Consider the following 26,628-nt stretch of genomic DNA (forward strand, 5'->3'; position numbering starts at 1 on the left):
TACCGTCTGTACCATGTTCGCGCCACGGGATTCCGACGAGTACCTGCTGGACACGGAACGACGAGTCATCCGGGTGCGCCTGCACTGGGCCTCCCTCGCCTGGGACCTCTTCGAGGCGGTGGCCCTGCTCGCCGTCGCGGTGATGATCTCGTACCTGCTGCCGCCCTCGATGTGGCTGCTGCAGAACATCCTCTGGTACGCGGCGCTGTTCGTGGTGCTCCGCCTCGCCTACGTCGTCCTCATGTGGTGGGTCGAGCGGATCGTGGTCACCGACAAACGCATGATGATGACCACCGGCATCATCACCACCAAGGTCCTGATGATGCCCATCGGCAAGGTGACCGACCTCACCTACGAGCGGCCGCTCATGGGTCGCATCCTCGGCTACGGCACCATGGTCGTCGAGTCCGCCGGCCAGATCCAGGCGCTGAACCGGCTCGAGTACCTGCCCAAGGCCGAGCAGGTCTACGACGCCATCTCCCAGCTCGTCTTCGGCGACAAGGAAGCCCAGGCCGCCCGCTTCTCCATGATCCGCGCCCAACGCCTCGCCAAGAAGCGCTCGAAGGTGGGCTGACCGGAACAACCTCGACCCCCTCACGTTGAATACACCCTGTGAGGATCGATCTGCACACCCACTCGACCGCGTCCGACGGCACCGACACGCCCGCCGAGCTCGTCGCCAACGCGGCCGCCGCCGGCCTGTCCGCTGTCGCGATCACCGACCACGACACCACCTCGGGCTGGGCCGAGGCCGTCGAGGCGCTCCCGCCCGGCCTGCGCCTGATCCGCGGCGCCGAGCTGTCGTGTGTGAGCCCCGACGGCAGAGGCGGCCACTGCTCGGTCCACCTGCTGGCCTACCTGTTCGACCCGGAGGCCGAGGCCGTCGTCGCCCAGTACGCGCGCACCAGGGACCTCCGCCGCGCCCGGCTGACCTCGATCGCCGAGAAGATGGCCGAGGACGGGCTGCCGATCGACCCGGCGGCGTTGCTCGGCGGGCTGCCGCCGGACGCCACCCCCGGCCGGCCCCACCTGGCCAGGGCGCTCGTGCAGGCCGGCGTCGTCGCCAGCGTCGACGAGGCGTTCGCGACCTACCTCAACGACCGCGGCCGCTACTACCTGCCCAGCTCGCGCACCTCGGTGCACGAGCAGATCGAGATGATCGCCAAGGCGGGCGGCGTGACCGTGCTCGCGCACGCCTTCGCGCACCACCGGGGCCCGACCGTCACCGCCGAGGTGATCAAGGAGCTCGCCGGCGTCGGCCTGCACGGCGTGGAGGTCGACCACCCCGACCACGACGACGCCGCCCGCGCCGAGCTGCGTGGCCTGGCCGCCGACCTCGACCTGATCGCCACCGGCTCCAGCGACTACCACGGCACCAACAAGGTGATCCGGCTCGGCCAGGAGACCACCGCCCCCGACCAGCTCGACGCGATCGCCGAGCGGGCGACCGGGGTGGCGGTCGTGGTGGGGTCGTGAGTCACCTTCCGTCGACCTCAACCGTCACCTCAGGGGAACAGCCAGGGGAGGCGGAACAGTGACGTTCGACCTCCGGCTGTTCGCGGAGGTCACGATCACCCTCGTGGTGATCATGGACCCGCCGGGCACGGTGCCGGTGTTCCTCAGCCTGGTGGGCCGGCGCAGCAAGCCGGCACGGCTGCGGGCGGCCCGGCAGGCCGTGCTGGTCTCGCTCGGTGTGATCAGCCTGTTCGCCATCGGCGGCGAGGCGATCCTGTCGTACCTGCACATCGGGATCCCCGCCCTGCAGGGCGCCGGCGGGCTGCTCCTGCTGCTGATCGCGCTCGACCTGCTCACCGGCCGGGCCACCGCCGAGCCGCAGGCCGTCGACGACGTCAACGTGGCGCTCGTGCCGCTCGGCACCCCGCTGCTCGCCGGGCCGGGTGCCATCGCGGCCACGATCGTGTTCGTCCGGCAGGCCGAGGGCGAGACCGGCTCCTACGTGGCGCTCGCCTGCGCGATCCTGGCCGTGCACCTGGTGCTGTGGCTGTGCCTGCGTTACTCGACCGGGCTGATCCGGGTGATCAAGGACAGCGGCATCACGCTGCTCGCGAAGATCGCCGGTCTGCTGCTCGCCGCGATCGCGGTGCAGCTGATCGCCGACTCGGTCCGCGGGTTCATCGGCTCGTAGCCGCCCGCGCCAGCGCGGACAGGTCGAACGTGCCGTCGTCGTGGAACACCGGGTCCACGTAGGTGATGCCGTTCTCGACGTGGGAGAAGGACTGGCCCACGTTCACCACCGGACGGGTCACGTCCTGACCGGCCAGCTCGACGACGAAAGCGGGGTGCGTCGGGCCGGGACTGGCCAGGTAGCAGCGGACCAGCGCCTGCAGGACCTCGATGTCCCCGTCACGCAGGTGGTACTGCCGCTCGGCATAGGCGAACCACAGCTCCAGCAGGTCCGTCAGCTCGCCGGTGACCTCCGCGCGTGGGTGCTCGGTGAGCAGCCCGACCGCGGCCACCAGGTGGATCCTGGGGTGCAGACCGCTGAGCGTGTTGTACGGGTTGGGGTCGGAGGGGTCCAGTTGGGCGATCCCGGCGCGGGTGTCGGCGGCCGGGGGCAGACCGGCGTTCTCGGTCCAGAAGGTGACCTCCCAGCGGAGGTCCGCCACCGACCTGGCCACGATCCAGGCCGCCGCGCGCAGTCCCGTCTCGCCAGCGGCCTCCAGGTCACGCCGGGTGTCGGCGGCGCGGTCCGCCCAGGGGCCGGTGCCCACGCGGTAGCGGTCGCGGACGCCGGCGACCAGCTCGGCCGTCGCCGGGTCGTCGGGCAGCGGCCGCCCAGCCCGCTCCATGGCCTGCCGGCGGCGCACGTTCGGGTTGTCGGAGTCGGCTGCCAGGCGGGACCGCAGGGCCAGCAGGTCGTCGATGACGTCCGGTGGCCGGTCGCTCCTGGCCGGCCGGACGGCGGGCTTCCGGCGCCCGAGTACGACGGCGGCGGCGACCAGCACCGCGACGACCAGCACGATGACGAGCCAGGGAGGCATGGGTCCGAGCCTAGAACTCCGAGCCAGGAGGGCTCCCGGGGTGGCCGCTTGCGGTCGCGCGGGAACTGTCGGTGGGCTCCTCTACCGTTGAGGGGTGCAACTCGGGTTCGACGCGATGCCGCGCAAGCTGATCAAGGTCACCCCGTCCCGCGTCGCGACCTGGGTGGACTGCCCGCGCCGGTACCGGATGGCCTACGTCGACCGGCCAACGCCGCCGCGCGGGGGCGCGTTCGCGCACAGCACGCTCGGCGCCGTGGTGCACAACGCGCTGCGGGCGTTCTTCGAGCTGCCGGTGTCGCGCCGCACGCCCGAGGTCGCGGCCGCGCTCGTCGGGCGGCACTGGAACGACGACGGCTTCGCCGGGCCGACGCAGGCCGCCACCTACCGCGACATCGCCGGCGGCTGGGTGGCCGACTACGTCAGCGAGATCGACGTCACCGACGACCCGATCGGGCTGGAGCGGTGGGTGTCCGCGCCGGTCGGCACGATCGTCGCCGAGGGCCGGGTCGACCGGATCGACGAGCGGGACGGCGAGCTGGTCATCGTCGACTACAAGACCGGGCGTACCGCGCTCACGACCGACGACGCCAGAGGGTCACAGGCGCTGGCACTCTACGTGTTGGCCGCCCGCCGGACCTTGCGCCGGCCGTGCCGCCGTGTTGAGCTGCACCATCTACCGTCCGGGACGGTGGCGGCCTGGGAGCACACCGAGGAGTCGCTGACCAGGCACCGCGTCAGGGCGGAGGAGGCGGCCGAGGAGTTCGCCCTCGCGACGGATACCCTCGACGCCGGCGGTGACGCCGACGTGCTGTTCCCGCCCCGCGTGGGGCGGCAGTGCTCGTGGTGCGACTTCCGGCGCAGCTGTCCCGAAGGGCAGGCCGCCGGCCCGCAGGCCGAGCCGTGGGCGCTGCTCGTGCGCGCCGACGAGGTGAAGGGATAGACAGCGTGGACAACTCACCGACGGTCCCCCTGGCCGCATCCGGGGCCACCACCGTGGCCCTGGGGCCATCCGCCCCGAGCCGCCGGCGCGGCGGCTTCGGGCGAGAGCTGGCCGGGGCACTGACGGTCGGGTTGTGCGTGCTGGCGGTCGTGGTCCTGGTCTTCCAGGTACTGGCCTGGGTCCGCGGCGTGCCCGGTCCCGGCCCGGCGATGGTGTTCGGCCACCTCGGCGCCGCCGTCCTGGCCGTCCTCGTCCAGCGCGTGGCCGACCGCGCGACCGGCGCCGCCGCCACGGTGGCCGCCCTCGGCGTCGTGGCCGTCACCGGCGCCACCATGTGGTTCCTCTGGTGGGCCTGAACGCCCCGAAGGTCACCTTCAGGGCGTCTCCCTAGGCGGTGAGCCAGGAACGCCAGGTGGGGAGGAGCGTGTTCAGCAGGGCGCTCGGGTTCTCGACGTTGGGGGAGTGGCGGGCGCCGGGGATCACGGCGAAGTCGGCATCGAGCCGGTCGGCCATGTCGCGTTGGGTGGACACCGGCCAGGCGTCGTCGCCCTCGCCGCAGGTCACCAGGCAGGGGATGCCCGAGGTGTGCAGGGTCCTGGCCAGCGGGGCGACCTGGTCGGGCTCGGTGCGCAGGCCGCGGGCCATGCCGAGCAGCCCGGCCGGCAGCGTGCTCAGGAACCGCTGCCGCAGGAACGTCGCCAGCTCCGGCGCCGGCGCGAGACGACCCGGCAGCATCCGGTCCAGCTCCTCACGCAGCCGCAGCGCCGCGTCCATGCCGTGCTCGCGGATCGCCGGTTCACCCAGCTCCAGGGCCTTGCGCCGGGGGCCGTCCGGCAGCTCGCACGGGCCGGTGCACATCAGCGTGAGCCCGGCGACCGGCGCGCCGGCCAGCACCGCGCCACGCACCACCAGGCCACCGAACGAGTGGCCGAGCAGCAGCACCGGGTTGCCCTCCGCGGACAGCTTGCCGACCAGCTCGGCCAGCACGGCACCGAGCGCGGCCGGCAGGTAGGCCGCCTCGTCGTCCGGCCCTTTGGACTCGTACTGCCCGGGCAGGTCGATCGCGATCGCGTGCATGCCGGCATCGGTGATCGGGTCGAGCAGCGGCGCGAAGTCCTCCTTGGACCCGGTGTACCCGGGCACCAGCAGCGCGATCGGCGCCGGATGCCCGCCGGGCTCCGGCGCCCGCGCGCTCAGCGCCGCCACCGGCCCGTACCGGCTGGGCAGCTCCACGCGTCGTCCCCGGTGCGGACTGATCTGTGACGGCGGTAGCTGGCTCACGGACTCCAGTGTCCCGCACGATCCGTGGAAGCGCTGTGGAGCTGGGCTGAACGTCAGCGAAGCGCCACCAGCGTGCCACCGCGCTGCTCGTACACCATCGGCCCACTCGAGGACATCGTGACCACGCCGTCGTACCCGCCCCGGTCGACCGGGATCGTGCCCCGCACCTCACCGGTCGCCGGGTTCAGCACGGTGATCCCGCCGCGCACCGGCACCAGCATCCGGCCGGCGAACAGCGTGCCGGGGCCGACCGCGTTCTCGACCGTCCACAGTGGCCGCAGGTCGGCCTTGGCCAGCGCGATCGTGCGCGAACCGGTGAACCAGTACACCGCGCCCGGTGCCTCGGCGACGGGCACGACGTTGCCGGGCGGGTCCTCGGCCGGCAGGTCGCCGGGCGCCAGCGACAGCGGGTGCCGCGCCACCACGGCCCCCTCCTCGTCGTACACGAGCAGCCGGGCCGGGTCCGGCGCGACGGCCACCGTGCACAGCTGGGTCTGGCCCTCGTCGACGCCGATCCGGCACTCGTCGCTCAGCGCGAGCACCCGCGAGCCGCGGACGCCGATGGCCGTGCTGAACGTGACCTCGGGCTCCTCGGAGCTGTCGTCGCCGGTGGCGCGGTACACGGTCAGCCGGTCGCTCGGGTCGTCCGGGCAGCGCTCGATCACCCCGATCCGGCCCTCCTCCACGGCGACCGAGCCGTAGTCGCAGCCCGTCCTCGGCTGCCGGTCCGCGTTCACCAGGGTCGGCACCCGGCCGTACTCCATGGTCAGCACCAGGTCCGAGCGGTACGTGTGCAGCAGCCGGTCGCCGGTCGCGGTGAGGTAGCTGCCGTCGAACACCAGCCGGGTGCCCAGCTCGGCGTCGGAGTTGCGCTGGCCGAGGTCGGGGCGGCCGTCGTCGTCCCGGCCGCGCTGCCCGGAGGCCGGGTCGAGCGCGGTGATCTCGCTGCACCCGCCCGCCTTGCGCGGGTCGTCGGCGGGCAGCAGGTTCTCCGTCCGCGCGTACACCGCGACCGCCATCGACCAGGCCGAGGTCACGGTGCACAGGTCAAGGCCGCGGCTGTAGCGCCAGCGCTCCTCGCCGGTGACCGGGTCGCGTCCGATGACGTCGCCGCCCTCGCCGGTGACCACCGCCGGGCCTGCCGTGACCGGCACCGGCGTGGCCGGGCTCGGTGCCCGCCAGGACTCGGCGAGCGACGGCGGGAACGCGGTGGGCGCCGCCGGTGAGGTGACCGGGGCGTCGTGGGTGGTCGACGTGGTGGCCCGGCTGTCGCTGCCCTGCCACAGCAGCAGGCCGCCGGCCACCGCGGCGACGGTGATCAACGCCGCCGCGGCCAGGTCCCGCTTGCGGTGGAAGCGGGACCGCTCGACCGGTTCGTACTCTGGCTCGTCGCCCTCGAGCACGTCCTCGTCCCCGATGCGGTTCCTCACGGGGAGTCAGTCTGCCGAAGGCGCTGTTTCGCTCGTGTTCGGTGCCTCGGCGCGGGCCTCGGCGCCGTCGGCGCCGCCCCGGCTGCGCCGGCGCCGACGCTGCCTGGCCGGGCGGTCCGACCGGCTCGACGGCGCGGTGCTCGGCGCGTTCGACGTCTCGGCGGCCTGCTCGGCCTGCTGGCCGACCTCGACTCCGCCACGGCGCCGCCTGCGGGTGCGCCTGCGCTGCTCGCCGCCCTCGCCGTCGGTCGTGTGCGCGGATGTGCGCGCCGGGCCGTCGGCGTCGCCGCCGCGCCTGCGGTTGCGGCCCTTGCCCCGACCGCGGGAGCGGCCGCCGAGGTCCTCCTCCGGCTCCGCGTCCAGACCCGCGCGGGTGCGCTTGGCCAGCGGCAGCCGGCCGGTCGAACCCGCCGGGATGCCGAGGTCGGTGTAGAGGTGCTCGGAGGTGGAGTACGTCTCCACCGGCTCGGGGAGGTCGAGGCCGAGCGTGTCGCTGATCAGCTTCCAGCGCGGCTCCTCGTCCCAGTCGACGAGCGTGATCGCGACGCCCTCGCGCCCGGCCCGGCCGGTGCGGCCGATCCGGTGCACGTAGGTGCCGTCGTCCTCGGGGCACTGGAAGTTGATGACGTGCGTCACGTCGTCGATGTCGATGCCGCGCGCCGCGACGTCGGTGGAGATCAGCACGTCCACCTTGCCGGAGCGGAACGCGCGCAGCGACTGCTCGCGGGCGCCCTGGCCCAGGTCACCGTGCACGGCGGCGACGGCGAATCCGCGATCGGACAGGTCGTCGGCCACCTTCTGCGCGGTGCGCTTGGTGCGGCTGAAGATCATCGTCAGGCCGCGGCCCTCCGCCTGCAGCGCGCGGGCGACGACCTCGATCTTGTCCAGCGAGTGCGCCCGGTAGACGAACTGGCGGGTGCGCTCGTGGATCGCGCCGGCGTCGGTCTCCTCGGCGCGGATGTGCGTCGGCCGGTGCAGGAACGTGCGGGCCAGCGTGATGATCGGGCCCGGCATCGTGGCCGAGAACAGCATGGTGTGCCGCTCGTCCGGAACCATCCGCAGGATCCGCTCGATGTCGGGCAGGAAGCCGAGGTCGAGCATCCGGTCGGCCTCGTCGAGCACCAGCGCGCCGACCTTGCCCAGCACCAGGTGGCGCTGTTCGGCGAGGTCGAGCAGCCGGCCCGGAGTGCCGACGACGATGTCCACGCCCTTGCGCAGGGCCGCGATCTGCGGCTCGTACGGGCGGCCGCCGTAGATCGACTCCACCCGCACGCCGAGGTGCTTGCCGGCGTCGGTGATGTCGTGGGTGACCTGCAGACACAGCTCGCGGGTCGGCACCACGACGAGTGCCTGGGGGGTGCCGTCGCCCGGGCTGGTGAGCCGCTGCAGCAGCGGGACGCCGAAGCCCAGCGTCTTGCCGGTGCCGGTGCGGGCCTGGCCGATGACGTCCTCGCCGGCCAGCGCCAGCGGCAGCGTCAGTTCCTGGATGGCGAACGTCCGCTCGATGCCCGCCTCCGTGAGCGCCCGAACGACCTCTTCGCGCACGCCGAACTCGGCGAACGTGGGGGAGTCGTTGCGCACCGGGGCGCCGGACTGGAGCGGGTGGGACGTGTCGGTCTCTGGGACGCCTGCCTCGCTGTGTTCCAGCGTCACGGCGTCGAGTTCGGGGTTCTCCTGATTGTCGGTCGTGTTGTTTTCTGTCGAGACGGTGATGAGTTTCTCCCTAGTCGTCCAGCGCGCTCCGCCCTGGACGGGCCGCTCGACCGCACGCTCATGTCGTGTCGTGCGGGAGGGCCGGCGGGGCGCGCACACCCTCGTGGACGCCGCGTCTAACGCGTGCGTCCTGGTCAGTCTACCTTCTCCGGCGTGCCGATACCCTCAGCCCCATGAGCGAGTCGCCCATCGCCCCCGGGATCGTCGACCTCCTCGGCGTACTGGCCTACGGCGAACTCTCCGCCTTCGACCGCCTCTCCGAGGACGCGCGGACCGCGCCGACGCTGCCCGGCCGGGCAGCGCTGTCGGCGATGGCGGCGGCCGAGATCGGCCACTACACGCGGATCGAGCGGTTCCTGGCCGAGCACGGGGTCGACGTGCAGGACGCGATGCGGCCGTTCATCGGCCACTTCGACACCTGGCACGCCTCCACCGCGCCCCGATCCTGGCTGGAGTCGCTGGTCAAGGCCTATGTGGGCGACGGGCTGGCGGCCGACCTGTACCGGGAGATCGCGACCTGGCTCGACGAGGGCACCCGGTCGCTGGTGGTGGAGGTGCTGGCCGACACCGGGCACTCCGCGTTCGCCGAGCGGGAGGTGCGGGCGGCCATCGAGCAGGACCGGACCGTGCGCGACCGGCTGACGCTGTGGGGCAGGCGGCTGCTGGGGGAGGCGCTGACCCAGGCGCAGTACGTGGTGGCGGAGCGGGACGGGCTCGCGGAGCTGATCGTCACCGGAACGGGTGACCTGGCGGGAATCGCGGCGCTGTTCCGGCGGTTGCAGCAGGCACATGGCAGGCGGATGACCGCGCTCGGTCTCGGCTAGCCTGGTGCGGGTCAGCGTTGTGTAGTGCGTCGAGGCGGAGGTCAGCGTGGAGGTCAAGGTCGGAGTCGCGGACACCGCGCGGGAGCTGGTGCTCAACAGCAACCAGTCCCCGGAGGAGATCGAGTCCCTCGTCGCGGGCGCGTTGAAGGACTCCGCCGGGACGCTCAGCCTTGTCGACGACAAGGGGCGCCGGTACGTGGTGCCGTCCGGGCGGATCGCCTACGTCGAGATCGGCTCCGCCGACAGCCGCCGCGTGGGCTTCGCGACCGCGTAGTCGGCCGGCCTGGTCAGCCGGCGTCGCTGGTCGGGGTGAGCTTGACCACCTTGTTCACCTCGAGCGGCTTGTTCGGGTCCAGGACGATGCCGTGCGCGCGGGTGAAGCCGTCGATCGCCGACCAGATGATCTCGGTCAGGTACTCGACCACCGCGTCGCGGCTCATCGTGCGGCGTTCCAGCCACCATTCGCTGACGTTCTGGACCATGCCGACGATGCCGTGCCCCCACGGCTCGGCGCCGCCGGAGTCGATGTTCATCGAGCGCAGGTAGTCGCCGAGCAGGGCGCTGAGCGCGTTGGCGATCAGCTCCTTGTCCTCGGCGACGATGTCCTGCTCGACCGGGGCGCGGGCGAAGCTGCGGCGGATCAGCACCCGGTACAGGTGCGGGTGCTCCTCGACGGTGGAGAAGAACGCGTCCAGGCTCTTGCGGATGCGCGGGACCGGGGCTTCCTCGTTGTTCATGGCCGGGATGAGCCGGTCGAACAGGATCTCGGTGCCGCGCTGGCCGAGCGCGACGAACAGGTCGGCCTTGTCGGCGAAGTGCCGGTAGAGCACCGGCTTGGTCACGCCCGCCTCGGCCGCGATGTGGTCCATGCCCACGTCCGGGCCGTGCTCGGCGAGCGCCCGCATCGCGGCCTCGACGAACTCCGCCCGGCGTGCCGCCCGGTGCGATCTCCAACGGTCGCGCCGGGCGTCCCCAGTGTTGTCGGACATTCCCCCAACGGTAGCCCTACGGGCTCTGCAGCGGGAAACCGCCGCCGATGCCCTTCCAGGCCAGCGTGGAGATCAGGCCGACGGCCTCGTCCTTGGGCATCGTGCGGTTGTTCGACAGCCACGACCGGGCCGCCACCTGGCTGATCCCGACCAGGCCGACCGCGAGCAGCTGGGCGCGCTCCTCGTCCAGGCCGGCGTCGGCGGTGATGGTCGCGGTGATCGCCGCGGTGCAGGCGTCGGTGCCGCGGTCGATCGCGGCCTGCACGGCCGGCTCGCCGCGCAGGTCGGACTCGAAGACGAGTCGGTAGGCCTGGCTCTCGCCGTCGACGAAGTCGAAGTACGCGCTGACCGCGTTGCGCACCCGCGCCCGGTTGTCGGTGGTGGACTGCATGGCGTCGGTGACCCGCGAGATCAGCTCGTCGACGTGGATCTCCAGCAGCGCCATGTACAGCTCGAGCTTGCCGGGGAAGTGCTGGTAGAGCACCGGCTTGCTGACGCCGGCGCGCTCGGCGATCTCGTCCATCGCCGCCGCGTGGTAGCCGTTGCGGGCGAAGACGTCCTGCGCCGCCTCGAGCAGCTGCGCCCGCCGCGCGGTCCTGGGCAGCCTGGCCGCCCGGTTGGCCTGCGCGCCGTGTTGCACCGTCTCCGACATCCTGCCGCCTCCCACGCGTGTCACTCCTCCTGCGAGCCGGGGTCACCGACCCGTGCGGGTGATATGACCTTACTCGCCGGTAATGATCGTCCGCGATCGTCCGCCCGTGTCCTGGCCCGTCAGGGACACTGGGAGGATGAGTACCAGCGCCACGACCCGATCTCCGGTTACCCATGTTCCCCTGTCCGACGCGCTGCTTCCTCCGGTGGACGGCTCCACCCCGCCCTGGCCGGGCGGCGACGAGACGTCGGGAGGCGTGACGCTGCACGTGCGGCGCACGCCGGGGCCACCGGACGCCGAGTCGACGGCGGTCTACCTGCACGGGCTTGGCGGCTCGGCGACGAACTGGACCGACCTCGCGGGCCAGCTGTCCGGGTACGTGCCGGGGATCGCGGTGGACCTGCCGGGGTTCGGGCGCACCGAGCCGCCGGACGGGTTCGACTACTCGATGCCCGCGCACGCCGACACGGCCGCCCGATTCATCCGAGGTCTGGGTGTCGGGCCGGTGCACCTGTTCGGCAACTCGATGGGTGGGGCGATCGCGGTGCTGCTCGCCGCGCGACACCCCGACCTGGTGCGCACGCTCACGCTGATCTCGCCGGCGATGCCGGACCTGCGGCCGTTCACGTCCAGGATGTCCGACCCCCGGCTGCCGCTGGCGTTCCTGCCGCTGGTCGGGCCCGCGGTGCGCAGACGGCTGGCGCAGGAGGACGTCGAGACGCGGGTGATGCGGCTGCTGCGGCTGTGCTTCGCCGAGCCGGACCGGGTGCCGGAGTCGCGCAGGCAGGAGGCGGCCAGGGAGTTCGAGGAGCGGGAGAAGCTGGTCTGGGCGAACCCTGCGCTCGCGCGCAGCACGTTCGGGCTGTTCCGGACCTGGCTGGTGCCCAGGTCGCGGTCACTGTGGACGCTGGCGCCCAGGATCGAGGCCCCGGCGCTGGTCGTGTGGGGGACCGCGGACAAGCTGGTCACGGTGCGCAAGGCGCCGAGGACAGCCCGGCTGCTGCCCAGGGGGCGGCTGCTCGTGCTGCCGCGCACCGGGCACGTCGCGCAGATGGAACGGCCGGGCACGGTGGCCCGCGCGGTGCTCGGGATGTGGGAGGAGGTCGCAGCCGGCCGCTGGTGACCTGGGCCATCCGAGTCACCGGTTCGTCGGCGCGTCGTTATCAACCTGTGGCATTCTGGGCGCCGTGACGAAGCGCGCCCAGGACAGGCACCGCGCGAGCGCGCGCCGTACCTCGGCGCAGCCGCTCGCGGCGTCGTGGCGGCCGGACGGCGACGAGCCGGGGCCCGCGCGGCGGCGCAGGACCCGCAAGCGCGGGCTGCGTGGCCTGCTCGCGACCTACAGCTGGCGGATCTACGCGGTGCCGGTGCTGGTGGCGGTCACCGTGCTGGTGTTCATCGACACCGCGAACGACGATGGCACGCCCGCGCGGGCCGACCAGATCTCCGCGGTGCGCGGCGAGCAGGACCCCGAGGCGCCCGCCCCGGCGGACCCGAAGGCCACCGAGCAGCCCGCGGTCCCGCCGAACCTGAACATCCCGACCGCCGAGCTGCCGAAGGGCGCGCCGTACCCGAAGGCGGGTGAGGGCGAGTTCGACATCGTGCCCGGCCGCGGCGAGCGCGTCGGCACGGGCGGCGAGCTGTTCACGTACACGATCGAGATCGAGCGCGGGATCGACCTGGCGCCCTACGGCGGCAAGGACTCGTTCGCGTCGCTGGTCGACACGACGCTCGCCGACCCGCGCGGCTGGGCGGCCACCGGCCAGGTGTCGGTCCAGCGGATCGACGGCGAGGCCGAGGAACCAGACGTCCGGATGACGCTGGCCACGCCGGAGACCATCCACCAGCCGGACTACTGCGGGTACTCGATCAAGTACGAGTCGTCCTGCTGGCGCAGCAGCGAGAGCCGCGTGATGATCAACCTGGCCCGCTGGGTGCGCGGCGCGGTCGCGTTCGGCGGCGACATCGGCACGTACCGGCAGTACGCGATCAACCACGAGATCGGCCACGCCTTCGACAACGGCCACGTCGGCTGCGCCAAGAACGGCGCCCTGGCCCCGGTGATGATGCAGCAGACCTTCGGCGTCGCCAACGACTACGTCGCCCGCCTCAACGACCAGGTGGGCAACGCCGACCCGGTCCAGGCCGACGGCAAGACGTGTCGTTACAACGCCTGGCCCAACCCCCAGGCCCGCCCCGCCTGACCCCGCGAGTCGTACGTTCCGGTCGCGGGGGGGGGGGGGGGGGGGGGGGGGGCCCCCCCCGCCCCGGGGGGGGCGGCCCGGCGGGGGGGGGGGGGGTGGGGGGGGGGGGAGCTCCCGTGGGACGGCGGCGTTGTACCGAGCAGACTGGGGAGTACCGCACACCGTGTCGAGGAGGAGACCATGGCAGGCAGTTTGCCGCCGCTGGTGGAGCCGGCCGAGGAGCTGACCAAGGACGAGGTCGCCCGCTACAGCCGGCACCTGATCATCCCCGATGTGGGGGTGGACGGGCAGAAACGGCTGAAGAACGCCAAGGTGCTGGTGGTCGGCGCGGGCGGGCTGGGCAGCCCGGCGCTGCTGTACCTGGCCGCCGCGGGGGTCGGCACGCTCGGGATCATCGACTTCGACGTGGTCGACGAGTCGAACCTGCAGCGCCAGGTCATCCACGGCGTCTCGGACGTCGGCAAGCCCAAGGCCGTGTCGGCCAAGGAGTCGGTCGCCGAGATCAACCCGTTCGTCACGGTCAACCTGCACCAGGAGCAGCTGACCTCGGACAACGCGCTGGACGTGTTCCGCGGCTACGACCTGATCCTGGACGGCACCGACAACTTCGCCACCCGCTACCTGGTCAACGACGCCGCCGTGCTGCTCGGCAAGCCGTACGTCTGGGGCTCGATCTTCCGGTTCGAGGGCCAGGTCAGCGTGTTCTGGGAGGACGCCCCCAACGGCCAGGGTCTCAACTACCGCGACCTCTACCCCGAGCCCCCGCCGCCCGGCATGGTCCCCTCCTGTGCGGAGGGCGGCGTGCTCGGCGTGCTCTGCGCGTCGATCGGGTCGGTCATGGTCACCGAGGCGATCAAGCTCCTCACCGGCATCGGCGAGCCGCTGCTCGGCCGGCTGATGGTCTACGACGCCCTGGAGATGTCGTACCGCACCATCAAGATCCGCAAGGACCCCGAGTCCAAGCCGATCGAGGGCCTCATCGACTACGACGCGTTCTGCGGCGTGGTGTCCGACGACGCCCAGCAGGCCGCCGCCGGCCACACGATCACCCCGAAGGAGCTCAAGGACAAGTTCGACCGGGCCGAGAACTTCGCGCTGATCGACGTCCGCGAGCCGCACGAGTACGAGATCGTGAACATCCCCGGCGCCGTGCTCGTGCCGAAGGACCGGATCCTGTCCGGCGAGGCGCTCGCGGAGCTCCCGCAGGACAAGCCGATCGTGTTGCACTGCAAGTCCGGCGCGCGCTCGGCGGAGGCCCTCGCGGCCCTGCACAAGGCGGGTTTCGGCGACGCGGTGCACGTCGGCGGCGGGGTGCTCGGCTGGGCGCGGGACGTCGACCCCAGCCTGCCTACCTACTGAGCGGCGTCCGGGCGGGTAGCGTGCTGGGTCGTGACCGCGTCCCAGCCACCCCAGCACGTGCGCGCGGCCTTCGGCGCCAAGGACATCGAGCCGGAGTACGTCGAGGTCGGGCCGCGGTGGCGGTGCGGCGACATCGCCCTGCGGCCGGTGACCAACCCGGCCGAGGCGTCCTGGGTCGCGCAGACCCTGGGTGACCTGCAGGTGCCCGACCTGCGCGTCGCCCGTCCGCTGCGCGCCAGCGACGGGCGCTGGGTCGTCGGCGGCTGGGCGGCGTTCCGGTTCGTCGAGGGCCGCCCGGAGCCGCGCTACGACGAGATCGTGTCCGCGTCGCTGCGGCTGCACCACGCCATCGGTGACCTGCCGGTGCCCCGGTTCCTGGCCGCCCGCGCCGACGTGTTCGCGCTGGCCGACCGGGTCGCCGCCGGCACCGACGAGGCCCCGTTGAACCCGGCGCTCGGCGGCCGGCTGTTCGACGTGCTCGCCGGCGGGCGCCAGCCGCTGCGGACGCGACCCCAGATCGTGCACGGCGACCTGTTCGGCACCGTGCTGTTCGCCGGCGCCGCCGCGCCCGGGATCGTCGACTTCACCCCGTACCACCGCCCGCCCGAGTGGGCGGCCGCGGTGGTGGTGGTCGACGCGCTGGCCTGGGGCGGTGCCGATCCGGGCATCCTGCGTCGCTGGGCGCACCTGCCGGACTGGTCGCAGGCGCTGCTGCACGCCCTGCTGTTCCGGCTCGCGGTGCACGCCCTGCACCCGCACTCCACCGAACAGTCCCTGCGCGGCCTCGAACGCGCCGCACACCGGATCACCACGCTGTGACCGGCGCGACCGCGTCGGTTCACCAGGTGGTGACCAGCAGGACCAGCAGGCCCGCGCACTCCCGCACGAGGCCGGCCGGGGCGACCACGAACCCGGCGACCACCAGCGCCCCGGCCAGCACGACCGCGGCCACGTTCACCGCGGCCGGACGCACCAGCATCGCCGCGACCAGCGCGAACGGCAGCCCGCCCGCGACGTAGCCGAGCACCAGCTGCGCGTCCAGCGGCAGACCGACCGCGAACGTCACCGCCGCCAGGAACCCGCAGCCGGCCACCCCGCCGACGGCGACCAGCACCACCCACAGGACCCTGCCGCGCGGGGTCTCCGGCAGCCACGACACCCCCGGCGTCCCCCACGCGAGCAGCCCGAGCGCCGCGACCAGCGCCGCCGCCACCCCCAACACCCCGACCAGGGTGACGACCGGCAGCGCGGCCAGCGGCCGGAACGGCAGCGGCCCCCGGTCGAGGGTGAACAGCACCGCGAGCGTGCCCATCAACACCGACCCGATCACCCACACGCCGGCCAGCTGTCTCGGCATCCGTCCTCCCCTGGGGTCGCGACCTGGCTCACCACCGGCCCGGGCGTCGTGCGCGGGCAATGTCTCGCACCGGAAACACTGCCGCATCCCGGGTTAACACGCGCTCCCTAGCGTCAGCCGCATGCCGGTCGACACGCACTGCCCCTACTGCGCGCTCCAGTGCGGGATGCGACTCACCGGGACGACCGTCGCGCCGCGCGAGTTCCCCACCAGCCGGGGCGGCCTCTGCCAGAAGGGGTGGACCGCCGCGGCGGTACTGGACTCGCCGGGGCGGCTGACCACGCCGCTGGTACGCACCGGCGGCGAACTGCGCCCGGCTTCCTGGGGCACCGCGCTGGACACCGTCGCGCGGCGGGTGCGCGCCCTCCAGGACACGCACGGCCGGGACGCGGTCGCGGTGTTCGGCGGCGGCGGGCTGACCAACGAGAAGGCCTACCTGCTCGGCAAGTTCGCCCGGGTCGCCCTCGGCACCGCGCGGATCGACTACAACGGCCGGTTCTGCATGTCCTCGGCGGCCGCCGCGTCGACGCGCGCGTTCGGCCTGGACCGGGGACTGCCGTTCCCGGTCTCCGACCTCGCCGGCGCCGGCGCGGTACTGCTCGCCGGCGCGAACCCGGCGGAGACGATGCCGCCGTTCACCCAGCACCTGGCCGGCGCGGAGCTGGTCGTCGTCGACCCGCGCCGCACGCCGACCGCCGAGGCCGCCACCCTGCACCTCCAGCCGGCACCCGGCACCGACCTCGCGCTCGCGCTGGGCGTCCTGCACGCGGTGGTCGCCGACGGGCACCTGGACAAGGCCTACGTCGCCGAGCGCACCACCGGCTTCGACGACGCGTGGCGGATCGCGGCGGCGTGGTGGCCGGAACGCGTCGAGCGGGTCACCGGGGTGGCCGCCGCGGACCAGCGCCGGGCCGCCGCCCTGCTCGCCGAGGCCGGGAGCGCGTACGTGCTCACCGCGCGCGGCACCGAGCAGCACGCCGGCGGCACGGACACGGTCGGCGCCTGGATCAACCTCGCGCTCGCGCTCGGCCTGCCGGGGCGGCTCGGGTCGGGGTTCGGCTGCCTGACCGGGCAGGGCAACGGGCAGGGCGGGCGCGAGCACGGGCAGAAGGCCGACCAGTTGCCCGGGTACCGGCGCCTCGACGACCCGGCCGCGCGGGCGCACGTCGCCGGGGTGTGGGGCGTCGACCCGGACTCGCTGCCCGGGCCGGGGCCGTCGGCGGCCGAGCTGCTCGACTCGGACGCGCGGGCGCTGCTGGTGTTCGGGTCGAACCCGGTGGTGTCGGCGCCGGACGCGGGCCGGGTGACCGGGTGGCTGGCGGGGCTGGGCCTGCTGGTGGTCGCCGACGTGGTGCTGTCGGAGACCGCGCGGCACGCGGACGTGGTGCTGCCGGTCACCCAGTGGGCCGAGGAGGACGGCACGCTGACCAACCTGGAGGGCCGCATCCTGTTGCGCCGCAAGGCGGTCGACCCGCCGGCGGAGGTACGGACCGACCTGGACGTGCTGGCCGGTCTCGCGGTCCGGCTCGGCCAGCCGGCCGCGCGGTTCCCGGCCGACGCGGAGGCCGTGTTCGACGAGCTGCGGCGCGCGTCGGCGGGTGGCCCGGCGGACTACGCGGGCGTGACCTACGACCGGCTGCGTGCGGGGGAGGCCCTGCACTGGCCGGTGCCTCGGGTCGATCACCCGGGGACGCCCAGGTTGTTCCTGGACTCGTTCGCGCACCCGGACGGGCGGGCCAGGTTCGCGCCGGTGGACCACTCCGGGCCGGCCGAGGCACCGGACGACGAGTTCCCCCTGGTGGTGACCACCGGCCGGGTGCTGGCGCACTACCAGTCCGGCGCGCAGACCCGGCTGGTGCCGGAGCTGGCGTCGGCGGTGCCGTCGTGCTTCGTGGAGGTGCATCCGGACACGGCCGCGCGGGTGGGGCTGGCCGACGGGGACTCCGCGCTGGTCTCGTCGCGTCGCGGGTCGGTGGTGGCCAGGGTGCGGGCGGTCGCGTCGATGCGGCCGGACGTGGTGTTCCTGCCGTTCCACTTCGCCGGCGAGGGGCGGGCGAACCTGCTCACGAACCCCGCGCTGGACCCGGTGAGCGGGATGCCCGAGTTCAAGGTGTGCGCCGGTCGACTGTCCCCTGTGGAGGTTCGGTGAGACACGTTCTCGTTGTCGGGTACGGGATGGCGGGTGCGCGGCTGGCCGAGGAGGTCCGGCGGCGTGACCCGGACGGCGCGCGGGTGGCGCTGACGGTCGTCGGGGAGGAGCGGCACCCCGCTTACAACCGGGTGCTGCTGTCGGGAGTGCTCGGCGGGTCGCTCCGCACGGACTCGGTGCGGTTGCAGGATCCCAGCTGGCCGGCACGGCACCACGTCGACCTGCGTGCCGGTTCGGTGACCGGCGTCGACCGGGCGGCGCGCCGGGTCACGCTCACCGACGGGTCCACTGTGGACTACGACGTGCTGGTGCTGGCTACCGGGAGCCGGCCGTGGCTGCCGCCGGTGGAGGGCCTGGTCGTGGACGGCGGGCTCGCGCCCGGAGCGGTGGCGTTCCGCACGCTGGACGACTGCGCCGCGATCCTGGCGGCGTCCCGGCCGGGCGCGCCGGTCGCCGTGCTCGGTGGCGGGCTGCTCGGGCTGGAGGCGGCTCGTGGCCTCGCGCACCGGGGGAACCTGGTGACCGTCGTGCACCCGGTGGGGCACCTGATGGAACGCCAGCTCGACCCGGCGGCCGGGCGGGTGCTGGCCGCGACGCTGGCCACCCTGGGCATCGAGACCCGGCTCGGCGTCACCGCGGCCAGGTACCTGCCCGGCGACGGGCTCAAGCTCGCCGACGGCGGCCTGGTGCCGGCCGACCTGGTGGTCGTGTCCGCCGGGGTGCGGCCGGAGACCACCCTCGCGGCGGCGGCCGGGATCACCGTCGACGGCGGGATCGTGGTGGACGACGCCCTGCGCACCAGCGACCCGAGGGTGCACGCGCTCGGCGACTGCGCCCGCCACCCCGGCACGGTGTCCGGGCTGGTGCAGCCGGCGTGGGAGCAGGCCGCCGTGCTCGCCGACCTGCTCACCGGCACCGACCCGGCCGCCCGGTACCGGGGCACGCCCGTGGTGACCAGGCTCAAGGCCCGCGACGTCGACCTGGCCGCGCTCGGCGAGGTGCACACCGACGTGGACGACGCCGACGCGGAGGTGCTCTGCCTGCAGGACGCCGCCCGCGGCCGGTACGCCAAGCTCGTGCTGCGCGAGGAACGGGTGACCGGCGCGATCGTGCTCGGCGCCCCGGACGCGGCGGCCGCCATCACCCAGCTCTACGACCGGGGCGCGCCAGCGCCGGCCGACCGGCTCGCGCTGCTGCTGGGCCGCGCCGGGTCGGGGCAGCCGGCGAGCCCGGTCGACCTGCCCGCGTCGGCCACCATCTGCCGCTGCAACACGGTCACCAAGCGGGCCCTGGTCACCGCCTGGCGCTCCGGTGCCCGCTCCGCCGCCGACCTCGCCACCAGCACCCGAGCCACCACCGGCTGCGGCGGCTGCCGGGACGCGGTCGGCGTCATCGCCACCTGGCTCGCCGACACGGACCCGACGCGATGAGGCGCGGGCGGTGGATCGAGCGCTGGGAGCCCGACGACGAGGAGTTCTGGGCGGCCACCGGGCGGCGGGTGGCGCGGCGCAACCTCGTGTTCTCGGTGTTCGCCGAGCATCTCGGGTTCGCGATCTGGGTGCTGTGGTCGGTCGTCGTGCTCAACCTCGACGCCGCCGGGCTGCCGATGTCGCTGGGGGAGACGTTCTGGCTCACCGCCGTGCCCAACCTGGTCGGCGCGGCACTGCGGATCCCCTACACGTTCGCGGTGCCCCGGTTCGGCGGCCGGCTGTGGACGACGGTCAGCGCGGGGCTGCTGCTGGTGCCGTCGACCCTGCTCGCCGTGGTCGTGCCCGGCGGGTGGCTCGCCGCCCAGACGCACGACACCCAGTTCTGGGTACTGCTGGCGTGCGCGGCGACCGCGGGGGTCGGCGGCGGCAACTTCTCCTCGTCGATGGCCAACATCTCGTTCTTCTACCCCGAGCGGCGCAAGGGTTTCGCGCTCGGCCTCAACGCCGCCGGCGGCAACCTCGGGGTCGCGGTGGTGCAGCTCGTCGTGCCGCTGGTGGTGGTCGCCGGAGTCCCGGTGGCGGCCTCGGGACAGGTGCGGCTGGCCAACGCCGGGCTGGTCTGGATCCCGTTCGTGGTGGTGGCCGCGGTGTGCGCGTGGCTGTTCATGGACAGCCTCACCCAGGCCCGCGCGGACACCCGCTCGTACGTGTCCGCGCTGCGGCACGGGCAGACGTGGATCGTGTCGTTGCTGTACGTCGGCACGTTCGGGTCGTTCATCGGGTACTCGTTCGCGCTGCCGCTGGTCATCCGCAGCACCTTCCCGGAGTTCCTGGCCGCGCACCCGTTCGTCGCCACCCACCTCGCCGGGCTCGGGTTCGTCGGCGCGCTCGTCGGCTCGGTCGCGCGCCCGCTCGGCGGCTGGCTCGCCGACCGGCTCGGCGGCGCGCGGGTGACGCTCGGCTGCTTCGCCGGCATGACCGGCTGCACCGCGCTCGCCGTCGCCGGGGTGCAGGCGCACAGCTTCGCCCTGTTCTTCGGCGCGTACCTGGGGATCTTCCTGCTCTCCGGCGCCGGCAACGGCTCCACCTACCGGATGATCCCGGTGATCTTCGGCGAGCTGGGCCGCCGGGACGCGGCCGCCAACGGGCTCGCGCCGGCGGCCACCGCGCTGCGGTACAAGCGCGAGGCGGCTGCGGTGATCGGCATCGCCGGCGCGGTCGGGGCGTTCGGCGGGTTCGCCATCCAGCTGGTCTTCCGGCAGGCCGCCCTGGACGGCGGCGCGGACTGGCCGGTGCCGGCGCTGTGGGTGTTCCTCGGCGGCTACGTGGTGTTCGCGTTCCTCACCTGGTTCTGCTACCTGCGCCGCACGTTCGCCGTGCGGCGCCTGCCGAGCCTGGCCGGCGCCGCGAACGCCATCTGACGCGTCAGGCGTGCCGCTCCGGGAAGTCCAGGCCGTGCATCCCGGCGTACCGCGCGACCGGCGGCGGCCGCCAGCCGTCCACCGACGCCGCCGCCGGACGCAGCACCTCCACCTCGAGCGGGCGGCACACGTCGATCGGATCGCGGGCGTCCGGTCCCCACATCGGCACGGACAGGTCGCCCGCCGGGCAGGTGGACAGCGCGCAGAGCAGGTCCTGTTCGGCGAAGAACTCGAAGAAGTCGCCCGGTTCGGCCGGCGACGGCTTCATGAAGTACTCGCCGTCGGCGTTGATCCCGGTGACGGTGAAGATGTTCAACACGTCGTGCACGTCGAACTCGGTCAGCCCGTACGGCAGCACGGCCCGGACCAGGTTCGAGTGGCAGTGCACGTCCGCGTCGACCCCGGTGAGGATCCGGTTGATGTAGGGGTCGCACCGCGAGCCGAGCAGATCGTGCACGCGGGCGCCGTCCGCGTCGGTGCCGTAGTCCTCGAGGGAGTCGCCGGTGATGGTCAGCAGCGGCCGCAGGTACGGCAGGGTGGACCACAGCCGGTCGTACCGGGTGACGTGGGTGCCCTGCAGCTGCCGGGTCCGCGAGGTCCACAGCCGCTCCCGCGGGTTGTGCCGGTTCCACACGTTGAAGTCCCCGCACTGCGGTCCGGCTTCGGTGGTGACGATCCGGCACAGGTACCCGGCGGGAACCTCCCACGCCCGGCCGGAACGGATCGGGATCTCGAACCGCTCGACCACCTCGCGCCCGTCGGTGTCGGCGGCGAGCCGGTCGTAGAACCCCTGGTCCACCTCCAGCACGCTGCCCGGTCCCGCCTGGTAGTAGCCCGCCTGTCCGCCCACTCGGTCCTCCCGTTCCTCCGCGACTTCTCGCCACGCTATCGCCACGGGTGGGAGAGCTCCGTAACGGCGGCGAAACAGCGGCGACCCGACGCCGACACGGCCGCCGTCGAGCATGGGGCCGTGCAGAAGACACTCGTCGTGGTCGGCAACGGGATGGTGGGGCACCGCCTGGTCGCCGCGGTGCGCGAGCGGGACCGGGCGGGCGAGTGGCGGGTCGTGGTGTTCGGCGAGGAGGCCCGCCCGGCCTACGACCGGGTCGCCCTCACGTCCTATGTGGACGACTGGGACGCCGGCCGGCTCGCGCTGGCCGAACACGACCGGGACGTGGAGGTCCGGCTCGGCGACCCGGTGGTGTCGATCGACCGGGCCGCGTGCACGGTGACCTCGGCCAGCGGTGCGGTCCTCGGGTACGACGCGCTGGTGCTGGCCACCGGCTCGTACCCGTTCGTACCGCCGGTGCCGGGCCACGACCTGCCGGGCTGCCACGTGTACCGCACGATCGACGACCTCGACGGCATCCGCGACTACGCCTCGCGGATCCGCCGCGGCCGGCGTGCCGCCCTGGTCGTCGGCGGCGGCCTGCTCGGCCTGGAGGCGGCCAAGGCACTGCGCGACCTGGGACTCTCCCCGCACGTCGTGGAGCTCGCGCCGTGGCTGATGCCGCTGCAGGTCGACGCGGGCGGCGGCGCGCTGCTGCGCAGGCTGATCACCGACCTCGACGTCACCGTGCACGCCGGCACCGGCACGAAGGCGATCGAGCGCGACGGCGAGCGGCTGGTCGCCAAGCTGGGCAACGGAACCGAGCTGGACGTGGACCTCGTGGTGTTCGCCGCCGGGGTCCGGCCGAGGGACTCGCTGGCCGCGGCGGCCGGGCTGGCGCTCGGCGAACGCGGCGGTGTCGTGGTCGACTCCGCGTGCCGCACCGACGACCCGCACGTGTGGGCGGTCGGCGAGTGCGCCTGTGTCGGCGGCCGCGTGCACGGGCTCGTCGCGCCCGGGTACGCGATGGCCGAGGTGGTCGCCGACCGGCTGCTCGGCGGCACGGCGACCTTCGCCGAGGCGGACACCGCCACCAAGCTCAAGCTCCTCGGCGTGGACGTGGCGAGCTTCGGCGACGCGCACGCCCGCGCGGAGGGCGCCCTGGAGGTGGTGCTGAACGACGCGGTCTCCGGCTCGTACAAGAAGCTCGTGCTCTCCGACGACGCGTCCACCCTGCTCGGCGGCGTGCTGGTCGGCGACGCGTCGGCGTACGCGGCGCTGCGCCCGCTGGTCGGCCGCCCGGTCCCGGTCGATCCGGTCGGTCTGCTCGCCGGAGCCGAACCGGCGGGCACGCTGCCGGCGGACGCCCAGGTCTGCTCGTGCCACGCGGTGACCAGGGCGGCGGTCGACGGCGCGATCGCCGAGGGCTGCGCGGACGTGCCGGCCCTCAAGGCGTGCACGAAGGCGGGGACCGGCTGCGGCTCGTGCGTGCCGATGCTCAAGCGGCTGCTCGGCGAGGCCGGGGTGGTGCAGTCCAAGGCGCTGTGCGAGCACTTCACGCAGAGCCGGGTGGAGCTGTTCGAGATCGTCCGGACCACCGGCGTGCGCACGTTCAGCGACCTGGTCGCCCGGCACGGCACCGGCCGGGGCTGCGACGTCTGCAAGCCGGCGGTGGCGTCGATGCTGGCGTCGACCGGCGGCGGGCACGTGTTGGACGGCGAGCAGGCGGCGTTGCAGGACACCAACGACCACTTCCTGGCGAACCTCCAGCGCAACGGCACCTACTCGGTGGTGCCGAGGATCCCCGGTGGGGAGATCACCCCGCACCGGCTGATGGTGATCGCCCAGGTCGCGCAGGACTACGGGCTCTACACGAAGATCACCGGCGGGCAGCGGATCGACCTGTTCGGCGCGAGGGTCGAGGACCTGCCGGCGATCTGGCGGCGCCTGGTGGACGCCGGATTCGAGTCCGGGCACGCGTACGGGAAGGCGCTGCGCACCGTCAAGTCGTGCGTCGGCAGCACGTGGTGCCGCTACGGCGTGCAGGACTCGGTGCGGATGGCGATCGAGCTGGAGCTGCGCTACCGGGGGCTGCGGTCGCCGCACAAGATCAAGGCCGGGGTGTCCGGCTGTGCCAGGGAGTGCGCGGAGGCGCGCGGCAAGGACTTCGGCGTCATCGCCACCGAGCACGGCTGGAACCTGTACGTGGCCGGCAACGGCGGCTTCACCCCACGGCACGCGCAGCTCCTGGTGTCCGATGTGGACTCGGCCACGCTGGTCCGCCTGATCGACCGCTTCCTGATGTTCTACGTCCGCACCGCCGACCGCCTGCAACGCACGTCGGCGTGGCTGGAGTCCCTGGACGGCGGCCTGGACCACCTGCGCGAGGTGATCGTCGACGACACCCTCGGCGTCTGCGCCGACCTGGAAGCCGCGATGGCCAGGCACGTCGAGTCCTACTCCGACGAGTGGCGCGGCGTACTGGACGACCCCGACAAGCTGGCCCGGTTCACGTCGTTCGTCAACGCCCCCGGCGCCCCGGACCCGACGGTGACGTTCCGCGAGGAACGCGGCCAGCGCGTGCCGGTGCTGCTGGGCGTCCCGGAGGTCGTCGGATGACCGTCGTCTGTGCCCTGTCCGACCTGCTGCCCGACCGGGGCGCCGCGGCCCTGCTGCCGTCCGGCGAGCAGGTCGCCCTGTTCCGCACCGGAGCCGGGGAGGTCTTCGCCCTGTCCAACATCGACCCGTTCAGCCGGGCGGCGGTCCTCTCCCGGGGCATCGTCGGCGACCTCGACGGCGTGCCCGTGGTCGCGTCACCCATGCACAAACAGCACTTCGACCTGCGCACGGGCACGTGCGTGGAGGATCGCGCGGTGTCCGTGCGGGTGTACCGGGTACGGGTGGAGGCCGGCCAGGTCGTGGTGGCCGCGTGAGCGAGGTCGCCCCGCTGGCCGGCTACACCGTCGGCGTCACCGCCGCCCGCCGCGCCGACGAGCTGGGCGCCCTCCTGGAACGCCGCGGCGCCACCGTGCTGCACGGCCCGGCGATCCGGATCGTGCCGCTGGCCGACGACGCGGAACTGGTGGCCGCCACCCGCGCCCTGCTGCGACGTCCCGCCGACGTGGTGGTCGCGACCACCGGCATCGGCTTCCGCGGCTGGCTGGAAGCCGCCGACGGCTGGGCCATGGGCGACGACCTGCGCCGGACGTTGGCCGCCTCGACCCTCCTCACCCGAGGCCCGAAGGCCAAGGGCGCGGTGCGGGCCGCCGGCCTGGTCGAGACCTGGGCCCCCGAGTCGGAGTCCAACGCCGAGGTACTGGACCACCTCCTGAAGTCCGGAGTGGACGGACACCGCATCGCCGTGCAGTTGCACGGAGAACCGCTGCGGGACTTCGTGGACACGTTGCGTTCGGCCGGCGCCGAGGTCCTGGAGGTGCCGGTCTACCGCTGGACCGCCCCGTCCGACACCGCACCCCTGGACCGCCTCCTCGACGCCGTGCTGGCCGGCCAGTTGGACGCGCTCACGTTCACCAGCGCCCCCGCCGCGGCGAGCGTCCTCCGCACCGCCGAGCGCCGAGGCCGGTACGAGGCCGTGCTGGACGTCCTGCGCGACCGCCTGCTGGTCGCCTGCGTCGGCCCGATCACCGCCGCCCCACTGGCCGGCGTCGGTGTGCCCGTCATCAGCCCCGCGCGGGCGCGCATCGGCGCCCTGGTCCGGGAGTTGGCGACCGTCCTCCCCGCTCGCGCCGTCCGCGTGCGCGCGGGCACCAGCACCCTCGAGCTACGCGGCCAGGCCGCGCTCGTCGACGGCCACCTGCGCCCCGTGCCACCCGCCCCCATGGCCGTCCTACGAGCGCTGGCCGCGAGCCCCGGCCGAACCCTGCCCCGCCCGGTGCTGGGGGCGGTGCTGCGTCGCCACTCCGGCCGCACCGAGTCGGTCGACGAACACGCCGTCGAGACGGCGGTAGGGCGCCTACGTTCCGCCCTCGGCACCACCGACCTGGTCCAGACGGTGGTCAAACGCGGCTACCGCCTGGCGGTGCCCGCCTCGTGAGGCCGCTGCTCCTGGTGGCCCACGGCACCCGCGACCCAGCCGGCGCGCGCGTGGTGGAAAACCTGGCCGTGGCGGTCCGCAAACGCTTGCCCCAGGTTCGCGTGGAGATCGCCTACGCCGATGTCCGCGACCCCGACGTGACCACCGCGTTGGCCGCGCTGGCCCCGGCGGTGGTCGTCCCCGCGTTCCTGGCGAGCGGCTACCACGTGCGGGTGGACATCCCCGCCCAGGTGGCCGACCGAGCCGTGATCACCGAGCCGTTGGGCCCGGCGCCGGGCCTGATAGCCGCCGCCCACGTCCGCCTCACCGAAGCCGGCTGGCGTGGCGAGCCGATCGTCCTGGCCGCGGCCGGCTCCACCGCCGTCCAGGCCCAGGCCGACACCGAACAAGCGGCGGCGGGCCTGGCCGCCCGCACCGGCGTCGAGGTCCGCATCGGCTACGCGACCAGGTCGCCGAGGATCACGGAGGTGGCGAACCCGGGCTGGGCGGTGTCGTCCTGGCTGCTCGCACCGGGCCTGTTCCACCGCTCGGCCCGCGCGAGCGCCCCCGTCGTGTCCGACCCCCTCGGCACCCACCCCAACGTGGTCGACCTGATCGTGACGCGTTACCGCACCGCCCCACCGGCACCTCGGCCCGCCCTGGGGCTCCCCAGGACTGCGCGGGTCGCGGTTCAGGGCCGCCAGCGGTAGCGGCGCATGCTCACCCGTTGCCCGTCCGCCAGGACGCCCTCCGCGCGCAGCAGCTCCAGTTGCCGTCGCGCCAGGTGCGGCGCCGGCGTCCCGTTCGCCCGCAGCACCCGGTGCCACGGCAGGTCCTGCCCGTCCTCGCTCAGGATCCGGCCCACCAGCCGGGGCGTCGACGCGCCCGCCATCGCCGCCACGTCCCCGTAACACGTCACCCGACCAGCGGGAACCGACGCGATCACGTCCCGGACCCGCTCGTGCAGCTCTTCGTCCACACCGAAGTATCCCCCGCGGCGGCGTGCCGGTGCGGC

Annotated in this window: 27 protein-coding genes; 18 read left to right on the plus strand and 9 right to left on the minus strand. The window is 73.7% G+C overall.

Annotated features, from left to right (window positions below; genetic code table 11):
* Positions 1–13: 13 nt before the first annotated feature.
* From JT362_RS29925 to JT362_RS29935, 3 genes are read left to right on the plus strand one after another with little or no spacing between them, the layout of a single operon-like run.
* Positions 14–574: a PH domain-containing protein gene (locus JT362_RS29925; RefSeq protein WP_260195187.1), complete on the plus strand. Its 561-nt coding sequence runs from the start codon at positions 14–16 to the stop codon at positions 572–574.
* Positions 575–612: 38 nt separating this feature from the next.
* Positions 613–1,476 carry a PHP domain-containing protein gene (locus JT362_RS29930; protein ID WP_375546579.1) on the plus strand — a complete coding sequence of 288 codons (864 nt, stop codon included), beginning with the start codon at positions 613–615 and terminating at the stop codon, positions 1,474–1,476.
* Between the two features lie 58 nt (positions 1,477–1,534).
* The gene (locus JT362_RS29935; RefSeq protein ID WP_260195188.1) at positions 1,535–2,146 is read left to right on the plus strand and encodes a MarC family protein; all 612 of its coding nucleotides are present in this window, start codon (positions 1,535–1,537) and stop codon (positions 2,144–2,146) included.
* Here JT362_RS29935 and JT362_RS29940 read toward each other — a convergent pair.
* Complete coding sequence (locus JT362_RS29940; protein WP_260195189.1) at positions 2,133–3,002, minus strand: hypothetical protein; 870 nt, start codon at positions 3,000–3,002, stop codon at positions 2,133–2,135. The genes JT362_RS29935 and JT362_RS29940 overlap by 14 nt on opposite strands.
* Positions 3,003–3,117: 115 nt before the next feature.
* Here JT362_RS29940 and JT362_RS29945 point away from each other — a divergent pair, with 115 nt between their 5' ends.
* Together JT362_RS29945 and JT362_RS29950 are read left to right on the plus strand one after the other, a co-directional pair.
* Positions 3,118–3,942, plus strand: a complete 825-nt coding sequence (locus JT362_RS29945) for a RecB family exonuclease (protein ID WP_260195261.1) — start codon at positions 3,118–3,120, stop codon at positions 3,940–3,942.
* Positions 3,943–3,947: 5 nt separating this feature from the next.
* Positions 3,948–4,298, plus strand: a complete 351-nt coding sequence (locus tag JT362_RS29950; protein WP_260195190.1) for a hypothetical protein — start codon at positions 3,948–3,950, stop codon at positions 4,296–4,298.
* 31 nt (positions 4,299–4,329) lie between these two features.
* Here JT362_RS29950 and JT362_RS29955 read toward each other — a convergent pair whose 3' ends face one another.
* The 3 genes from JT362_RS29955 to JT362_RS29965 all read right to left on the minus strand — a co-directional run bounded on the left by JT362_RS29955 (position 4,330) and on the right by JT362_RS29965 (position 8,306).
* Positions 4,330–5,175 carry an alpha/beta fold hydrolase gene (locus tag JT362_RS29955; protein ID WP_260195191.1) on the minus strand — a complete coding sequence of 282 codons (846 nt, stop codon included), beginning with the start codon at positions 5,173–5,175 and terminating at the stop codon, positions 4,330–4,332.
* A 101-nt stretch (positions 5,176–5,276) separates the two neighbouring features.
* Positions 5,277–6,653: an Rv3212 family protein gene (locus JT362_RS29960; protein ID WP_260195192.1), complete on the minus strand. Its 1,377-nt coding sequence runs from the start codon at positions 6,651–6,653 to the stop codon at positions 5,277–5,279.
* A gap of 6 nt (positions 6,654–6,659) precedes the next feature.
* Positions 6,660–8,306: a DEAD/DEAH box helicase gene (locus tag JT362_RS29965; RefSeq protein WP_311202766.1), complete on the minus strand. Its 1,647-nt coding sequence runs from the start codon at positions 8,304–8,306 to the stop codon at positions 6,660–6,662.
* 233 nt (positions 8,307–8,539) lie between these two features.
* On the opposite strand from JT362_RS29965, the gene JT362_RS29970 reads away from it, so the two are divergent.
* Both JT362_RS29970 and JT362_RS29975 read left to right on the plus strand, forming a co-directional pair.
* Positions 8,540–9,190: a ferritin-like fold-containing protein gene (locus tag JT362_RS29970; protein ID WP_260195193.1), complete on the plus strand. Its 651-nt coding sequence runs from the start codon at positions 8,540–8,542 to the stop codon at positions 9,188–9,190.
* A gap of 46 nt (positions 9,191–9,236) precedes the next feature.
* The gene (locus tag JT362_RS29975; protein ID WP_260195194.1) at positions 9,237–9,464 is read left to right on the plus strand and encodes a DUF3107 domain-containing protein; all 228 of its coding nucleotides are present in this window, start codon (positions 9,237–9,239) and stop codon (positions 9,462–9,464) included.
* A 13-nt stretch (positions 9,465–9,477) separates the two neighbouring features.
* Here JT362_RS29975 and JT362_RS29980 read toward each other — a convergent pair whose 3' ends face one another.
* Together JT362_RS29980 and JT362_RS29985 are read right to left on the minus strand one after the other, a co-directional pair.
* Complete coding sequence (locus tag JT362_RS29980; protein WP_260195195.1) at positions 9,478–10,179, minus strand: TetR/AcrR family transcriptional regulator; 702 nt, start codon at positions 10,177–10,179, stop codon at positions 9,478–9,480.
* 16 nt (positions 10,180–10,195) lie between these two features.
* Complete coding sequence (locus JT362_RS29985) at positions 10,196–10,831, minus strand: TetR/AcrR family transcriptional regulator (protein WP_260195196.1); 636 nt, start codon at positions 10,829–10,831, stop codon at positions 10,196–10,198.
* 136 nt (positions 10,832–10,967) lie between these two features.
* On the opposite strand from JT362_RS29985, the gene JT362_RS29990 reads away from it, so the two are divergent.
* The 4 genes from JT362_RS29990 (at position 10,968) to JT362_RS30005 (ending at position 15,213) form a co-directional block, all read left to right on the plus strand.
* Positions 10,968–11,954, plus strand: a complete 987-nt coding sequence (locus tag JT362_RS29990) for an alpha/beta fold hydrolase (RefSeq protein ID WP_260195197.1) — start codon at positions 10,968–10,970, stop codon at positions 11,952–11,954.
* 64 nt (positions 11,955–12,018) lie between these two features.
* The gene (locus JT362_RS29995; RefSeq protein WP_260195198.1) at positions 12,019–13,035 is read left to right on the plus strand and encodes a DUF3152 domain-containing protein; all 1,017 of its coding nucleotides are present in this window, start codon (positions 12,019–12,021) and stop codon (positions 13,033–13,035) included.
* Between the two features lie 180 nt (positions 13,036–13,215).
* Positions 13,216–14,394, plus strand: coding sequence for an adenylyltransferase/sulfurtransferase MoeZ (gene moeZ / locus JT362_RS30000; protein ID WP_260195199.1), 1,179 nt, complete (start codon positions 13,216–13,218; stop codon positions 14,392–14,394).
* A 30-nt stretch (positions 14,395–14,424) separates the two neighbouring features.
* Complete coding sequence (locus tag JT362_RS30005) at positions 14,425–15,213, plus strand: TIGR02569 family protein (protein WP_260195200.1); 789 nt, start codon at positions 14,425–14,427, stop codon at positions 15,211–15,213.
* Positions 15,214–15,232: 19 nt separating this feature from the next.
* Here the strand turns inward: JT362_RS30005 and JT362_RS30010 are convergent, their stop codons facing one another.
* A complete protein-coding gene (locus tag JT362_RS30010) occupies positions 15,233–15,751 on the minus strand; it encodes a hypothetical protein (RefSeq protein ID WP_260195201.1) in 519 nt (172 codons plus the stop codon).
* 121 nt (positions 15,752–15,872) lie between these two features.
* Between JT362_RS30010 and JT362_RS30015 the strand changes: the two genes are divergently transcribed.
* From JT362_RS30015 to JT362_RS30025, 3 genes are read left to right on the plus strand one after another with little or no spacing between them, the layout of a single operon-like run.
* Positions 15,873–17,900, plus strand: a complete 2,028-nt coding sequence (locus JT362_RS30015) for a molybdopterin oxidoreductase family protein (protein WP_260195202.1) — start codon at positions 15,873–15,875, stop codon at positions 17,898–17,900.
* Positions 17,897–19,330, plus strand: coding sequence for an FAD-dependent oxidoreductase (locus tag JT362_RS30020; protein ID WP_260195203.1), 1,434 nt, complete (start codon positions 17,897–17,899; stop codon positions 19,328–19,330). The genes JT362_RS30015 and JT362_RS30020 overlap by 4 nt, the downstream gene beginning before the upstream one ends.
* Complete coding sequence (locus tag JT362_RS30025) at positions 19,327–20,751, plus strand: MFS transporter (protein ID WP_260195204.1); 1,425 nt, start codon at positions 19,327–19,329, stop codon at positions 20,749–20,751. Before JT362_RS30020 ends, JT362_RS30025 begins: the two co-directional genes overlap by 4 nt.
* A 4-nt stretch (positions 20,752–20,755) precedes the next feature.
* Here JT362_RS30025 and JT362_RS30030 read toward each other — a convergent pair whose 3' ends face one another.
* Complete coding sequence (locus JT362_RS30030) at positions 20,756–21,601, minus strand: urea carboxylase-associated family protein (RefSeq protein WP_260195205.1); 846 nt, start codon at positions 21,599–21,601, stop codon at positions 20,756–20,758.
* Between the two features lie 120 nt (positions 21,602–21,721).
* Between JT362_RS30030 and nirB the strand changes: the two genes are divergently transcribed.
* From nirB to JT362_RS30050, 4 genes are read left to right on the plus strand one after another with little or no spacing between them, the layout of a single operon-like run.
* The gene (gene nirB, locus JT362_RS30035) at positions 21,722–24,199 is read left to right on the plus strand and encodes a nitrite reductase large subunit NirB (protein WP_260195206.1); all 2,478 of its coding nucleotides are present in this window, start codon (positions 21,722–21,724) and stop codon (positions 24,197–24,199) included.
* A complete protein-coding gene (gene nirD, locus JT362_RS30040) occupies positions 24,196–24,513 on the plus strand; it encodes a nitrite reductase small subunit NirD (protein ID WP_260195207.1) in 318 nt (105 codons plus the stop codon). Before nirB ends, nirD begins: the two co-directional genes overlap by 4 nt.
* Complete coding sequence (locus JT362_RS30045; RefSeq protein ID WP_260195208.1) at positions 24,510–25,634, plus strand: uroporphyrinogen-III synthase; 1,125 nt, start codon at positions 24,510–24,512, stop codon at positions 25,632–25,634. Before nirD ends, JT362_RS30045 begins: the two co-directional genes overlap by 4 nt.
* On the plus strand, positions 25,631–26,323 hold the full coding sequence (locus tag JT362_RS30050; RefSeq protein ID WP_260195209.1) for a sirohydrochlorin chelatase: 693 nt from the start codon (positions 25,631–25,633) through the stop codon (positions 26,321–26,323). The genes JT362_RS30045 and JT362_RS30050 overlap by 4 nt, the downstream gene beginning before the upstream one ends.
* Here JT362_RS30050 and JT362_RS30055 read toward each other — a convergent pair.
* On the minus strand, positions 26,305–26,592 hold the full coding sequence (locus tag JT362_RS30055) for an MGMT family protein (protein ID WP_260195210.1): 288 nt from the start codon (positions 26,590–26,592) through the stop codon (positions 26,305–26,307). The two genes, JT362_RS30050 and JT362_RS30055, sit on opposite strands and share 19 nt — an antisense overlap.
* Between the last annotated feature and the right edge of the window lie 36 nt (positions 26,593–26,628).

The organism is Actinophytocola gossypii (assembly GCF_025165815.1).
Classification (GTDB): domain Bacteria; phylum Actinomycetota; class Actinomycetes; order Mycobacteriales; family Pseudonocardiaceae; genus Actinophytocola; species Actinophytocola gossypii.

Coding starts and splice junctions, on each gene's coding strand:
- JT362_RS29990 (WP_260195197.1), top strand. CDS start 10,968: ATGAGTACCAGCGCCACGACCCGATCTCCGGTTACCCATGTTCCCCTG.
- JT362_RS29945 (WP_260195261.1), top strand. CDS start 3,118: ATGCCGCGCAAGCTGATCAAGGTCACCCCGTCCCGCGTCGCGACCTGG.
- JT362_RS29940 (WP_260195189.1), bottom strand. CDS start 3,002: ATGCCTCCCTGGCTCGTCATCGTGCTGGTCGTCGCGGTGCTGGTCGCC.
- JT362_RS29985 (WP_260195196.1), bottom strand. CDS start 10,831: ATGTCGGAGACGGTGCAACACGGCGCGCAGGCCAACCGGGCGGCCAGG.
- JT362_RS29925 (WP_260195187.1), top strand. CDS start 14: ATGTTCGCGCCACGGGATTCCGACGAGTACCTGCTGGACACGGAACGA.
- moeZ (WP_260195199.1), top strand. CDS start 13,216: ATGGCAGGCAGTTTGCCGCCGCTGGTGGAGCCGGCCGAGGAGCTGACC.
- nirD (WP_260195207.1), top strand. CDS start 24,196: ATGACCGTCGTCTGTGCCCTGTCCGACCTGCTGCCCGACCGGGGCGCC.
- JT362_RS29970 (WP_260195193.1), top strand. CDS start 8,540: ATGAGCGAGTCGCCCATCGCCCCCGGGATCGTCGACCTCCTCGGCGTA.
- JT362_RS29980 (WP_260195195.1), bottom strand. CDS start 10,179: ATGTCCGACAACACTGGGGACGCCCGGCGCGACCGTTGGAGATCGCAC.
- JT362_RS30015 (WP_260195202.1), top strand. CDS start 15,873: ATGCCGGTCGACACGCACTGCCCCTACTGCGCGCTCCAGTGCGGGATG.
- JT362_RS30025 (WP_260195204.1), top strand. CDS start 19,327: ATGAGGCGCGGGCGGTGGATCGAGCGCTGGGAGCCCGACGACGAGGAG.
- JT362_RS30010 (WP_260195201.1), bottom strand. CDS start 15,751: ATGCCGAGACAGCTGGCCGGCGTGTGGGTGATCGGGTCGGTGTTGATG.